This window comes from Bacillus sp. TH30, from assembly GCF_016650875.1.
Lineage (GTDB): Bacteria > Bacillota > Bacilli > Bacillales > Bacillaceae_G > Bacillus_A > Bacillus_A mycoides.
On sequence record NZ_JAEKEY010000002.1, the window covers coordinates 2,233,717 to 2,248,897 of the forward strand.

At 41.4% G+C, this 15,181-nt stretch carries 5 protein-coding genes, 5 rRNA genes and 2 pseudogenes; 7 read left to right on the forward strand and 5 right to left on the reverse strand.

Annotation, left to right across the window (positions count from 1 at the left end):
• Positions 1-136 precede the first annotated feature (136 nt).
• Positions 137-1,688, reverse strand: a 16S ribosomal RNA gene (locus JFU20_RS13540).
• A gap of 558 nt (positions 1,689-2,246) precedes the next feature.
• Between JFU20_RS13540 and JFU20_RS13545 the strand changes: the two genes are divergently transcribed.
• The 7 genes and pseudogenes from JFU20_RS13545 (at position 2,247) to JFU20_RS13570 (ending at position 7,629) form a co-directional block, all read left to right on the forward strand.
• Positions 2,247-2,960: a response regulator transcription factor gene (locus JFU20_RS13545; protein WP_201038697.1), complete on the forward strand. Its 714-nt coding sequence runs from the start codon at positions 2,247-2,249 to the stop codon at positions 2,958-2,960.
• Positions 2,950-3,964: pseudogene (locus tag JFU20_RS13550) on the forward strand (sensor histidine kinase). The gene JFU20_RS13545 and the pseudogene JFU20_RS13550 overlap by 11 nt, the downstream one beginning before the upstream one ends.
• 68 nt (positions 3,965-4,032) lie before the next feature.
• A complete protein-coding gene (locus JFU20_RS13555) occupies positions 4,033-4,962 on the forward strand; it encodes an ABC transporter ATP-binding protein (protein ID WP_002010000.1) in 930 nt (309 codons plus the stop codon).
• Positions 4,955-5,692: an ABC transporter permease gene (locus tag JFU20_RS13560; RefSeq protein ID WP_016121370.1), complete on the forward strand. Its 738-nt coding sequence runs from the start codon at positions 4,955-4,957 to the stop codon at positions 5,690-5,692. Before JFU20_RS13555 ends, JFU20_RS13560 begins: the two co-directional genes overlap by 8 nt.
• A 17-nt stretch (positions 5,693-5,709) precedes the next feature.
• Positions 5,710-6,507, forward strand: coding sequence for an undecaprenyl-diphosphate phosphatase (gene bacA / locus JFU20_RS13565; RefSeq protein ID WP_002010003.1), 798 nt, complete (start codon positions 5,710-5,712; stop codon positions 6,505-6,507).
• 424 nt (positions 6,508-6,931) lie between these two features.
• Positions 6,932-7,132: pseudogene (locus tag JFU20_RS29845) on the forward strand (peptidase M20); the annotation flags it as partial.
• 38 nt (positions 7,133-7,170) lie between these two features.
• Positions 7,171-7,629: an ASCH domain-containing protein gene (locus JFU20_RS13570; RefSeq protein WP_002010006.1), complete on the forward strand. Its 459-nt coding sequence runs from the start codon at positions 7,171-7,173 to the stop codon at positions 7,627-7,629.
• Between the two features lie 151 nt (positions 7,630-7,780).
• On the opposite strand, the gene rrf (JFU20_RS13575) is transcribed toward JFU20_RS13570, so the two are convergent.
• The 4 genes from rrf (JFU20_RS13575) to rrf (JFU20_RS13590) form a co-directional block, all read right to left on the reverse strand.
• Positions 7,781-7,896, reverse strand: a 5S ribosomal RNA gene (gene rrf, locus JFU20_RS13575).
• Positions 7,897-7,945: 49 nt separating this feature from the next.
• Positions 7,946-10,867: ribosomal RNA gene (locus JFU20_RS13580) — 23S ribosomal RNA — on the reverse strand.
• Positions 10,868-11,013: 146 nt separating this feature from the next.
• Positions 11,014-12,565, reverse strand: a 16S ribosomal RNA gene (locus tag JFU20_RS13585).
• Together the 16S, 23S and 5S rRNA genes form the textbook arrangement of a ribosomal RNA operon.
• Positions 12,566-15,053: 2,488 nt before the next feature.
• Positions 15,054-15,169 (reverse strand): 5S ribosomal RNA (rrf, locus tag JFU20_RS13590).
• Positions 15,170-15,181: the final 12 nt, after the last annotated feature.

Genomic DNA, 15,181 nt, shown 5'->3' on the forward strand with positions numbered 1-15,181 from the left:
TAAAAAAATATGAGCTACACTGTTATCTAGTTTTCAAAGAACATACATTTAAACTTGAGAGATAGTTCTCTCAAAACTGAACGAAACAAAACAAGTCAACGTTTATTGATGAACTGCGTTCATCAATTCTCCATAGAAAGGAGGTGATCCAGCCGCACCTTCCGATACGGCTACCTTGTTACGACTTCACCCCAATCATCTGTCCCACCTTAGGCGGCTGGCTCCATAAAGGTTACCCCACCGACTTCGGGTGTTACAAACTCTCGTGGTGTGACGGGCGGTGTGTACAAGGCCCGGGAACGTATTCACCGCGGCATGCTGATCCGCGATTACTAGCGATTCCAGCTTCATGTAGGCGAGTTGCAGCCTACAATCCGAACTGAGAACGGTTTTATGAGATTAGCTCCACCTCGCGGTCTTGCAGCTCTTTGTACCGTCCATTGTAGCACGTGTGTAGCCCAGGTCATAAGGGGCATGATGATTTGACGTCATCCCCACCTTCCTCCGGTTTGTCACCGGCAGTCACCTTAGAGTGCCCAACTTAATGATGGCAACTAAGATCAAGGGTTGCGCTCGTTGCGGGACTTAACCCAACATCTCACGACACGAGCTGACGACAACCATGCACCACCTGTCACTCTGCTCCCGAAGGAGAAGCTCTATCTCTAGAGTTTTCAGAGGATGTCAAGACCTGGTAAGGTTCTTCGCGTTGCTTCGAATTAAACCACATGCTCCACCGCTTGTGCGGGCCCCCGTCAATTCCTTTGAGTTTCAGCCTTGCGGCCGTACTCCCCAGGCGGAGTGCTTAATGCGTTAACTTCAGCACTAAAGGGCGGAAACCCTCTAACACTTAGCACTCATCGTTTACGGCGTGGACTACCAGGGTATCTAATCCTGTTTGCTCCCCACGCTTTCGCGCCTCAGTGTCAGTTACAGACCAGAAAGTCGCCTTCGCCACTGGTGTTCCTCCATATCTCTACGCATTTCACCGCTACACATGGAATTCCACTTTCCTCTTCTGCACTCAAGTCTCCCAGTTTCCAATGACCCTCCACGGTTGAGCCGTGGGCTTTCACATCAGACTTAAGAAACCACCTGCGCGCGCTTTACGCCCAATAATTCCGGATAACGCTTGCCACCTACGTATTACCGCGGCTGCTGGCACGTAGTTAGCCGTGGCTTTCTGGTTAGGTACCGTCAAGGTGCCAGCTTATTCAACTAGCACTTGTTCTTCCCTAACAACAGAGTTTTACGACCCGAAAGCCTTCATCACTCACGCGGCGTTGCTCCGTCAGACTTTCGTCCATTGCGGAAGATTCCCTACTGCTGCCTCCCGTAGGAGTCTGGGCCGTGTCTCAGTCCCAGTGTGGCCGATCACCCTCTCAGGTCGGCTACGCATCGTCGCCTTGGTGAGCCGTTACCTCACCAACTAGCTAATGCGACGCGGGTCCATCCATAAGTGACAGCCGAAGCCGCCTTTCAATTTCGAACTATGCAGTTCAAAATATTATCCGGTATTAGCCCCGGTTTCCCGGAGTTATCCCAGTCTTATGGGTAGGTTACCCACGTGTTACTCACCCGTCCGCCGCTAACTTCATAAGAGCAAGCTCTTAATCCATTCGCTCGACTTGCATGTATTAGGCACGCCGCCAGCGTTCATCCTGAGCCAGGATCAAACTCTCCAATAAAGTTAGTTTGTCTAGCATCTAAAAATAAAAATTGACGTTCACGTTGTTTGTTTCGTTCAGTTTTCAAAGAACTTGTCTGCCGCTCATTTGCGACTCCCTTATGTTAACATTTTCATATTTCAATGTCAACTAAGTTTTTCATTTTGTTTTGTCGCTTTCTGCGTTGTTGCTATCGGCGACTTGTCCTATATTACACCTCTATATACTAATCGTCAATACCTTTTTATAAAGAAATTTAATTTAGTACCTTTGCACTCTTTTAACTCTAGATAAGGACCTACAAAGATCTCATTAAAATAGAAACCATCGTCTACTTTTCTTTACCAATCTATCCTTCTAAATACTATTCAATCTAGGCACTTCTCTATTTCAAAGGACTCGCTTCCCCCATCTTACCGAACTCATACAATTGATTCTTTTCAGCTAAACTAGCAACCTTATTTTAACAATTAATAGTATATAATTAGAAAGTTGCTTTATTTTTTATTACCGCTCCCTATCCCCCTTTGTTTATCAAGTTGTAATATCAATAACATTCTATTAGAAACAGGTGACGATATGAAAGATATACGTATTCTTATAGCAGATGACGATAAAGAAATTCGAGACTTATTAAAAAGATATTTAGAACGAGAATTATATATGGTAGATACTGCAATTAATGGAGAAGAAGCGTTGTGCTTATTTAACCAAAATAACTACAACCTCGCTATATTAGATCTTATGATGCCGAAAGTAGATGGTATCGAAGTGTGTAGAAAACTTAGAGATACAACCAACATTCCTATATTAATGCTAACTGCTAAAGATCACGAAGTTGATAAAATTTTGGGCTTAAGCATAGGTGCTGATGATTATATTACGAAACCTTTCAGTATTCACGAAGTGGTTGCAAGAGTAAAAGCTCTTATGCGACGTTTTTTAGTTCTTGGAAGTAACACTAATGTACAAGAGAAAACAACTTTAACATTTAAAGGACTAACTATCGATTTTAAAAAATACACAGTCCATACGAACGGAAAAGAAATCAACTTAACTGGAAAAGAACTTGAACTATTAAAATTCTTCGCTTCAAACCCAGAGCAAGTATTTACGAAAACACAACTCTTTCGGAATGTATGGGACGATAATTATATAGAAGATGATAATACAGTTATGGTGCATATTAGAAAGCTTAGAAAGAAAATAGAAATTGATTCTTCCAATCCAAAATTCATTCAGACTGTATGGGGAATCGGTTATAAGTTTGTAGGTGAAAAGGTTGAAAAATGATAAGATCCTCTTTCTTATTTCATTACAACTTATTATTTGCGGACTTTTAAATATAGATATGGGATACCATGTAAAAATATCTTTATTTATTGCTCTTATCATAATCACAATATATCTTTTCTTTTCAAGAGTTCACTTTATTCAAAGCAACGAATCGATGGTTACTAAATTAAGCCGTGCACTTAAAGGGAATTTACAAACGAGGCTATTCACAAATAACGACCGTTCACTAAATAGTATCGTGTTTTCAATAAACGACTTAATAACTGCATTAGAAAAGGGTCAGATCGAAGCAAGGAAATCCCAAGAAGCTAGAAAACAACTTTTATCTAATATCTCACATGATATCCGGACACCACTTACTTCTATTATTGGATATATTGATGCTTTAAAAGATGATGTCGCTGCTTCTGAAGTAGAAAAGCAAGAATATCTTGAAATACTTTATAAGAAATCGAATGACTTAAAACATCTGGTCGATGAAATCTTTAATATGGCCAAGCTAGATGCTGATGAGTTTCCATTAAAAGAAGAAGAACTCGATTTTTCTGAGGTTACTAGAGAAGTATTAATCGAATTTTTACCCGAGCTATCAAAACATAACATTGAACTACAAGTTCTCATACCAGAATCTACTTCCCCTATTATTGCAGATCACCTTAGCCTTATACGAATTATAGGTAATCTAATAAAAAACGCTATCCATCACGGAAAAGCTGGGAAAATAGTAGGAGTCGAACTACTAGAAACCAATACAGAATATGAGATTCTTATTTGGGACAAGGGACCCGGTATTCCAAAACATGATTTACAAAACGTATTTAAGCGGATGTACCGCAGCGAACAATCAAGAAATCCTTCTTACGGTGGTAGTGGCCTCGGACTTTCTATTTCTAAAGCCCTCGTTGAAAAAAAATGGTGGGCGTATATGGGTTGACAGTATTCCTTGGGAACGAACTACTTTTGGTTTTTCCGTCCCAAAACACACTACTTTTAAGAAATAGTTAAGAAATGATTAATATGCAGTTAAACCTTCCTTTTTATTATGTAATTAAGAACTTATAGAAAGTAGGTGCCTCCTATAAATACAATTATAAAAACGACAAACCTTACTAAAGTTTATGGGAACCAAAAGTCAGTAGATAATCTAAATATAAATGTACAGCAAGGAGAGATTTATGGATTCATAGGGCGTAACGGTGCTGGTAAAACAACTACAATCCGTATGCTGCTTAGTCTTATAAAACCTACAAGTGGAAATATAGAAATATTCGGTGAGGATTTACTTCGGAATCCAAAAGACATTTTAAGAAGAATTGGTTCTATCGTTGAAGTCCCAGGATTTTATGAAAACTTAACTGCAAGAGAGAACTTATTAATTAATGCAAAGATAATTGGAGTTCACAAAAGGAATGCAATTGAAGAAGCATTAGAAATTGTAGGCTTGCAGCACGAAACAAAAAAATTAGTAGGAAAATACTCTTTAGGAATGAAGCAACGCTTAGGAATTGCACGTGCTCTTCTCCATTATCCTGAACTACTCATACTAGATGAACCAACTAACGGACTAGATCCAATCGGTATTAAAGAAATGCGAAAACTCATTAAATCTTTAGCTCAAGACAGAAATATAACGATACTCATTTCTAGTCATATATTAGCTGAGGTGGAACAACTAGTCGATCGTATGGGAATTATTCATGAAGGAAGGTTATTAGAAGAAGTTTCTCTTGATACACTGCGTAGAGCCAATCGTAAGTACATAGAATTCCAGGTAAATAATGATAATAAAGCTGCGATGCTATTAGAAAAGCATTTTCAAATTTTTGATTATGAGGTACATGATGAAGGAAATATTCGCGTTTATTCTCACTTTGGACAGCAAGGACACATTAATAGAACGTTAGTTCGTAATGATGTTGAAGTATTAAAAATTGTGATGAGCGAAGATAGACTAGAAGATTATTTCACCCAACTAGTTGGGGGTGGCGCAATTGGTTAATCTTCTTTATACAGAACTATTAAAATTGAAACGCTCCAATATGTTTTTGATTAGTATTATCGGAGCAGGTGTCGCGCCATTTTTAGTGGTTGTAGCTTCTTATATACACATGAAGACAAAGCAGCCTACTCCAACTATTTTATTTGGTCAACTGTTCACTGAAGTTAACCTATACACTACTTTAATTATAGGATTCCCCTTATATGGAGTTGTAATCGCTTATCTATTTACCCGTGAATACACGGAAGATACATTAAAAAACTTGCTAACTATCCCAGTATCACGTATTAACTTTATTATAAGTAAGTTTATCCTTCTATTCCTTTGGATCATGATGCTAACTTTAGTTGCTTGGGCGCTCACTTTATTATTAGGGCTAGTAGGTAGCTTCCCTGGGTTTAGTATCACCTTACTTTTAGGCTCTCTCGTAAAATTTTTAATATGTGGTGGACTTCTCTTTCTTTTGTCTTCACCTATTGTACTACTAACTCTTGTAATGAAGACCTATGTACCGCCTATTATATTAACAATCATTATTACAATGACTAACCTTATGATCGTAAATTCAAAACATAAAGACCTATTCCCATGGACCGCTACTCTAGATATAGCAAATAACGAATTACAACCAACTTATCCACCAGAGTATTCTTATATCATCATTGCAGTAACAGCTATTTTCGGATTTATTACAACACTATTCTATTTTAAAAGAGTAGATATTCATTAATCTATAGGAGTGAAACTATGAGCGATCTTATCATTGCCTTCATACTTGGCATTGTAGAAGGGTTAGCTGAATTTTTACCCATCTCTTCTACTGGCCATCTTATATTAGTCGGACATTTATTAGGTTTTGAAGGAGAAAGGGCAAAAACGTTTGAAATTGTCATACAGTTAGGGGCAATTTTAGCTATCGCGATTTTATATCACAAACGCCTTGTTTCTTTATGTAATATTAAACCCCTTCTACGGAAAGAGAAAAAATTCAATGCATTACATGTTTTTCTCGGTGTATTCCCAGCAGTAGTTGTTGGCTTATTATTACATGATGTTATTAAAGCATACTTATTCCAGCCGTATACTGTCGTAATCGGACTTGTAGCAGGAGCATTTCTTATGATTTTTGCAGAAGCAAAAAAAGCAGAGTTAACCGCTTTTTCACTAGATGATTTAACATACCGTCAAGCATTAACAATTGGATTATTTCAATGCTTAGCAGTATATCCTGGCTTCTCAAGGGCTGGCTCTACTATTTCTGGAGGTCTATTAGCGAAAGTAAATTATAAGGCTGCATCTGAGTTCTCTTTTCTCATTGCTCTTCCTGTAATGGCCGGAGCTACAGGGTTAGACTTATTAAAAAGTTGGAAGTATTTAAGTGCGGATGATATTCCTATGTTTGCTATAGGATTCATTACCTCTTTTATAGTAGCAATGCTAGCGGTAGTAACCTTCCTGAAGCTTTTAGAAAAGATAGGTTTAAAACCTTTTGCATATTATCGTATTTTGTTAGCCATTGTATTTACACTTTTCGTATTGCTATAGCTTCATATAAGTCACATATTATTAAACCGATATTCAAGGAATATTGGTTTTTATCTATTTCACCTCTAGTATTACTCACTTCAATATGGCATAGTGGATAATAGATCAATATTAATAATCAGAATATTCTTTACATCTAAACAACACTTCATTAAAATATATAACGTTAAAAGCTATATTTGAAATCCGAACCTAGTAATAGCATTTCTTCTTTATACACATATACTGAAGTAAAAATAAGCACCTCAATTGATTGAGTCTACCCATTACACCACGATAGAACTAACGTTCTCACCTCTTTGCTATACATCACTTCTTCCTTGTTTCTATATTTATGGAAGAGAAGTACGTGTAGGTGATCGGGCATTGATCCTAACTTTATTGCAGCCCAAATCACAAATAGACTACATAACAACTATATCCATTACCATACGAAACAATTCGAAAATTAAACATCCCATCTATTAATATGGGCGTCTACGGGGAAAATGGTCATAAATGGACAGAACGAGTTTATAAACCATATTCCTTCAGCGTATTACTTGTATTAATCCGTAATACAACAACCCAGATTTTATATGACTACAAAACTATTACAAATAAGCAAGTTGCTCAAGGCTTATAAAAAAAATGAATTTTAACTAAAGTGAGGTAAATATACAAATGAATCCATTAGCACAATCATATTGGGATACTTATTGGGGAAACAATGAAAAACCAGAATCTGTTACAGCTTGGCAATTTGGTGATTCTCCTGATTATCTCGCTCAATTAGTCATTGATGGTGTGAAAACCGCAACATGCTCCGGCCATATTTTTTATGAATTAGAAAATGAACCACTACCAACAACTAACGATTATAGTATTGTACTCAATAGTCAGGATGAACCTGTAGCTATTATTAAGACAATAGAAGTAACTATAATGCCAATGAATGAAGTGACTGAAGAATTTGCTGTAGCTGAGGGTGAAGGCGATCTTACTTATAATTACTGGAGAGACACCCATATACAGTTCTTTACAAAGGAACTAAGCGAACTTGGTCTTAGTTTTTCTGAAGATATGCTGCTCGTTTGCGAACGTTTTAAGCTTATCGATGTAAAAAACAAAGTGAAGCTATGATAAATAACGATTTTACCGGAAGTCCATACTAGATAAATACATTTATTTTTAAACAAATAAGCTTGTTATCAATGGATTTCTTGAACCATAGATAACAAGCTTATTTCATTAAACACAAAAAAGACGAGTCATTCTGACTCGTCTTAAAGTTGCTTGGCGACGTCCTACTCTCACAGGGACAAGGTCCCAACTACCATCGGCGCTAGAGAGCTTAACTTCCGTGTTCGGTATGGGAACGGGTGTGACCTCTCTGCCATCATCACCAAACTGATGAAGGTATATTCCTTCAAAACTAGATAACATTGCTTCATATTATATGGTTAAGTCCTCGATCTATTAGTATTCGTCAGCTCCACATGTCACCATGCTTCCACCTCGAACCTATCAACCTGATCATCTTTCAGGGATCTTACTAGCTTACGCTATGGGAAATCTCATCTTGAGGGGGGCTTCATGCTTAGATGCTTTCAGCACTTATCCCTTCCGCACATAGCTACCCAGCTATGCCCTTGGCAGAACAACTGGTACACCAGCGGTGCGTCCATCCCGGTCCTCTCGTACTAAGGACAGCTCCTCTCAAATTTCCTGCGCCCACGACGGATAGGGACCGAACTGTCTCACGACGTTCTGAACCCAGCTCGCGTACCGCTTTAATGGGCGAACAGCCCAACCCTTGGGACCGACTACAGCCCCAGGATGCGATGAGCCGACATCGAGGTGCCAAACCTCCCCGTCGATGTGGACTCTTGGGGGAGATAAGCCTGTTATCCCCGGGGTAGCTTTTATCCGTTGAGCGATGGCCCTTCCATGCGGAACCACCGGATCACTAAGCCCGACTTTCGTCCCTGCTCGACTTGTAGGTCTCGCAGTCAAGCTCCCTTATGCCTTTGCACTCTACGAATGATTTCCAACCATTCTGAGGGAACCTTTGGGCGCCTCCGTTACACTTTAGGAGGCGACCGCCCCAGTCAAACTGCCCACCTGACACTGTCTCCCGGGTCGATGAGACCCGTAGGTTAGAATTTCAATACAGTCAGGGCGGTATCCCACCAGCGCCTCCACCGAAGCTAGCGCTCCGGTTTCAATGGCTCCCGCCTATCCTGTACAAACTGTACCAAAATTCAATATCAGGCTACAGTAAAGCTCCACGGGGTCTTTCCGTCCTGTCGCGGGTAACCTGCATCTTCACAGGTACTATAATTTCACCGAGTCTCTGGTTGAGACAGTGCCCAAATCGTTACACCTTTCGTGCGGGTCGGAACTTACCCGACAAGGAATTTCGCTACCTTAGGACCGTTATAGTTACGGCCGCCGTTTACTGGGGCTTCAGTTCAGAGCTTCGCTTACGCTAACCCCTCTCCTTAACCTTCCAGCACCGGGCAGGTGTCAGCCCCTATACTTCGCCTTACGGCTTCGCAGAGACCTGTGTTTTTGCTAAACAGTCGCTTGGGCCTATTCACTGCGGCTTTCCGTTAAGAAAGCACCCCTTCTCCCGAAGTTACGGGGTCATTTTGCCGAGTTCCTTAACCAGAGTTCTCTCGCACACCTTAGGATTCTCTCCTCGCCTACCTGTGTCGGTTTGCGGTACAGGCACCTTTTATCTCGCTAGAAGCTTTTCTTGGCAGCGGGGAATCAAAGACTTCGCTCCATAAGGAGCTTCCCCATCACAGCTCAGCCTTCACGATAAGCGGATTTGCCTACTTATCAGCCTAACTGCTTGGACGTGCACAACCAATCGCACGCTTCTTCTATCCTTCTGCGTCCCTCCATTGCTCAAACGATAAAGAGGTGGTACAGGAATATCAACCTGTTGTCCATCGCCTACGCCTGTCGGCCTCGGCTTAGGTCCTGACTAACCCTGAGCGGACGAGCCTTCCTCAGGAAACCTTAGGCATTCGGTGGACGGGATTCTCACCCGTCTTTCGCTACTCATACCGGCATTCTCACTTCTAAGCGCTCCACCAGTCCTTCCGGTCTGACTTCACTGCACTTAGAACGCTCCCCTACCACTGATACCATTGGTATCAATTCGCAGCTTCGGTGGTGTATTTAGCCCCGGTACATTTTCGGCGCAGAGTCACTCGACTAGTGAGCTATTACGCACTCTTTAAATGGTGGCTGCTTCTGAGCCAACATCCTAGTTGTCTAAGCAACTCCACATCCTTTTCCACTTAATACACACTTTGGGACCTTAGCTGGCGATCTGGGCTGTTTCCCTCTTGACTACGGATCTTATCACTCGCAGTCTGACTCCTAAGGATAAGTCATTGGCATTCGGAGTTTGACTGAATTCGGTAATCCGATGAGGACCCCTAGTTCAATCAGTGCTCTACCTCCAAGACTCTTACACTTAAGGCTAGCCCTAAAGCTATTTCGGGGAGAACCAGCTATCTCCAGGTTCGATTGGAATTTCTCCGCTACCCACACCTCATCCCCGCACTTTTCAACGTGCGTGGGTTCGGGCCTCCATTCAGTGTTACCTGAACTTCACCCTGGACATGGGTAGATCACCTGGTTTCGGGTCTACGACCACGTACTAAACGCCCTATTCAGACTCGCTTTCGCTGCGGCTCCGCCTCTTCAGCTTAACCTCGCACGGGATCGTAACTCGCCGGTTCATTCTACAAAAGGCACGCCATCACCCATTAACGGGCTCTGACTATTTGTAGGCACACGGTTTCAGGATCTCTTTCACTCCCCTTCCGGGGTGCTTTTCACCTTTCCCTCACGGTACTGGTTCACTATCGATCACTAGGGAGTATTTAGCCTTGGGAGATGGTCCTCCCAGATTCCGACGGAATTTCACGTGTTCCGCCGTACTCAGGATACATTCAAGAGAGAACGAAGTTTCGACTACGGGGTTATTACCCTCTGTGACGGACCTTTCCAGGTCGCTTCGTCTACCTCGTTCCTTTGTAACTCCGTATAGAATGTCCTACAACCCCAAGAGGCAAGCCTCTTGGTTTGGGCTAGATTCCGTTTCGCTCGCCGCTACTCAGGAAATCGCATTTGCTTTCTCTTCCTCCAGGTACTTAGATGTTTCAGTTCCCTGGGTCTGTCTTCCATACCCTATGTATTCAGGTAAGGATACCATACCATTACGTATAGTGGGTTTCCCCATTCGGAAATCTTCGGATCAAAGCTTACTTACAGCTCCCCGAAGCATATCGGCGTTAGTCCCGTCCTTCATCGACTCCTAGTGTCAAGGCATCCACCGTGCGCCCTTTCTAACTTAACCAAACTAAAATTAAAAAAATATGAGCTACACTGTTATCTAGTTTTCAAAGAACATACATTTAAACTTGAGAGATAGTTCTCTCAAAACTGAACGAAACAAAACAAGTCAACGTTTATTGATGAACTGCGTTCATCAATTCTCCATAGAAAGGAGGTGATCCAGCCGCACCTTCCGATACGGCTACCTTGTTACGACTTCACCCCAATCATCTGTCCCACCTTAGGCGGCTGGCTCCATAAAGGTTACCCCACCGACTTCGGGTGTTACAAACTCTCGTGGTGTGACGGGCGGTGTGTACAAGGCCCGGGAACGTATTCACCGCGGCATGCTGATCCGCGATTACTAGCGATTCCAGCTTCATGTAGGCGAGTTGCAGCCTACAATCCGAACTGAGAACGGTTTTATGAGATTAGCTCCACCTCGCGGTCTTGCAGCTCTTTGTACCGTCCATTGTAGCACGTGTGTAGCCCAGGTCATAAGGGGCATGATGATTTGACGTCATCCCCACCTTCCTCCGGTTTGTCACCGGCAGTCACCTTAGAGTGCCCAACTTAATGATGGCAACTAAGATCAAGGGTTGCGCTCGTTGCGGGACTTAACCCAACATCTCACGACACGAGCTGACGACAACCATGCACCACCTGTCACTCTGCTCCCGAAGGAGAAGCTCTATCTCTAGAGTTTTCAGAGGATGTCAAGACCTGGTAAGGTTCTTCGCGTTGCTTCGAATTAAACCACATGCTCCACCGCTTGTGCGGGCCCCCGTCAATTCCTTTGAGTTTCAGCCTTGCGGCCGTACTCCCCAGGCGGAGTGCTTAATGCGTTAACTTCAGCACTAAAGGGCGGAAACCCTCTAACACTTAGCACTCATCGTTTACGGCGTGGACTACCAGGGTATCTAATCCTGTTTGCTCCCCACGCTTTCGCGCCTCAGTGTCAGTTACAGACCAGAAAGTCGCCTTCGCCACTGGTGTTCCTCCATATCTCTACGCATTTCACCGCTACACATGGAATTCCACTTTCCTCTTCTGCACTCAAGTCTCCCAGTTTCCAATGACCCTCCACGGTTGAGCCGTGGGCTTTCACATCAGACTTAAGAAACCACCTGCGCGCGCTTTACGCCCAATAATTCCGGATAACGCTTGCCACCTACGTATTACCGCGGCTGCTGGCACGTAGTTAGCCGTGGCTTTCTGGTTAGGTACCGTCAAGGTGCCAGCTTATTCAACTAGCACTTGTTCTTCCCTAACAACAGAGTTTTACGACCCGAAAGCCTTCATCACTCACGCGGCGTTGCTCCGTCAGACTTTCGTCCATTGCGGAAGATTCCCTACTGCTGCCTCCCGTAGGAGTCTGGGCCGTGTCTCAGTCCCAGTGTGGCCGATCACCCTCTCAGGTCGGCTACGCATCGTCGCCTTGGTGAGCCGTTACCTCACCAACTAGCTAATGCGACGCGGGTCCATCCATAAGTGACAGCCGAAGCCGCCTTTCAATTTCGAACTATGCAGTTCAAAATATTATCCGGTATTAGCCCCGGTTTCCCGGAGTTATCCCAGTCTTATGGGTAGGTTACCCACGTGTTACTCACCCGTCCGCCGCTAACTTCATAAGAGCAAGCTCTTAATCCATTCGCTCGACTTGCATGTATTAGGCACGCCGCCAGCGTTCATCCTGAGCCAGGATCAAACTCTCCAATAAAGTTAGTTTGTCTAGCATCTAAAAATAAAAATTGACGTTCACGTTGTTTGTTTCGTTCAGTTTTCAAAGAACTTGTCTGTCGCTCATTTGCGACTTCCTTATGTTAACATCTTCGTTAGTTAATGTCAACTAAGTTTTTCATTTTGTTTGCCGCGTTCTGCGTTATTGCATCGGCGACTTGTTCTATACTACACCTCTATAGGCTAATCGTCAACACCTTTTTATAAAGATATTTAATTTAATATGTTCACACCACTTTATCCCGTTATTTGCGGACAGTAAGACTCCCACCTCAAAGTTCGGCTGAAGCAAAGAAGTTAGTAGTGAGCCTGACGATCCATAAATTCCCGATTAGTAAAGGTTACATAAGAATCCACGAAGACTTTACTAAATAGCAATCATTGTCTACCTCTATCTACTAATCTCCCCTAACAAACCTCTTTATTTCAAGCGGATTATCCCCCGTACATTACTGGGTTCCACAAGAAATTCTTTTCTAGCAACTTCATTTACTCTCCTTCTCTTAATTACAATATCTCTTTCTAACAGTGCATACACTCTTCTTCACTCTCCTGAACCATTCATAATAGAATGAACCGACTATAGACTAGATTCAATTAATATTAAAAATTATGATGAGTAAAGGACCATTCGTAGATTATTTCATAAAACCAGTTGGAAATAGAATAATTGGTTCGTTTACAGATTTCACGATACTTTCATAGAAAAACACTCATTATTTTGATACACGTCAACTATAGACAAGAACAAGACACTAAAACATATGAACATGCAGCTGTCATAGCACCGTGGCTCACGAACCTATACGGTCTATAGTGAGAGTAGTAGTGATCGCACACTACAATCTCGCACGCCAGCGATACCAAAAATGTACTTCGCCTTTGGTAGCAAGAATCACACTAATGTTAATCAGGTTGCCCCTTTAGCAATGGGAGCGTCAATAAATCCAATATTAATAATTGAAATATACTTTACTGAAGAACCACCTCACTAAGGTATGTAAAGTTACAAGCTATACTGGAAATCCGAACATAGTATGGCAGCTCTTCTTTAAACACATATGTCCAATAGAAAATAAGCGCCTCAATTGATTGAGTATGCCCATTACACCATTCGAGAACAAACGTTCTAACCTCTTGTTATACACGACTACTTCCTTGCATTTAAGTAATCACACTATAATTTTTCACTTACACTTATCTTCTATATAGAAGCTCCAAAATTATAAAATTTAAAGAGTTGTTTCCTATATCTATATACAGAAAACAGTAAGCTTTTCCGTTAGAAGAGCAAATAGCATTGCTAACAAAGCATATAGTTTCATTATTTCCAACCAAATTACAAATAGAGTATATAACTACCTGCATTTATTCCCGATGAACCCATTCTTCCTCCAACTTATTTATATCAACGTGATAATAAAGACAAATATGCTGTTCAAATAGCAACCAGTGGCCAACTATACTTTAGTTATCTTATTTATAAGGCTACACAAAAAAAGATTCTTATCCAACTACTAGAGGAAACAAGTAGAACTTATAAAAAAGCTGAACACTATGTACAAGAGCAGTTCAAATATTACTACTCATAACTGATCTTCCCGCCCGAAAATTTTCTTGGGAATTTCGTGTAACAAACTATCCAAACTATAAAAAAGATTATAGAGTCTAAACATTAATCCACACATCTTTATCCAAAATATTATATGCGAAAGTAATACATAAGACTTTCAAGAACTATATTTTGAAATTATCGCCGCTCTTCAAAAGCCAGATTCAGAAAAAAGAACACGCGCTATTATCTTTTTAACTCCACCACTTTCACCATATAACTATTTAAAACAAATAAAGCGAAACTTTAATCAGTGGGGGTTTTGTTGATCCCCCACTGATTATTAGCCTTCACCAATCGGGCATTTACGGGCAGCAGGGCTCCCACCTAACTTCTTTGCTCCAGCTGAATTTTGAGGTGGGAGTTTTACTGCCCAGCGAATAGCGGGATAAATGAAACAAATAGCCTGTTACAATGAACTTTTTTCTTCAAACTTTTTCATGTACCACTATTCGGGTTCACTTCAATTTAACATGTGGTAGCTTCTTTGCTATTCACGAATTAAAGCCATTATCATACGAAACAATTCAGAGATTAAACATCCCATCATTAAAGATGTCTAAGAAAAAGATCCTCATAAATGGAGTGAACTTGTTTAAAAGCCATATTTATTCAGTTTATTATCTTCATTGATCCGTGGATTTCAAATAACTACAAAGCTATTACAAATAAACAATATGCTACTTGCTCATGAACGTTTTGAGCTTATCGATGTAAAAAACAAAGTGAAGCCTATATAAATACACTTACCTTTAAACAAATAAGCTTGTTATCAATAGGTTTCTTGAACCATAGATAACAAGCTTATTTCATTAAACACAAAAAAAAACGAGTCATTCTGACTCGTCTTAAAGTTGCTTGGCGACGTCCTACTCTCACAGGGACAAGGTCCCAACTACCATCGGCGCTAGAGAGCTTAACTTCCGTGTTCGGTATGGGAACGGGTGTGACCTCTCTGCCATCATCACCAAACTGATGAAGGTA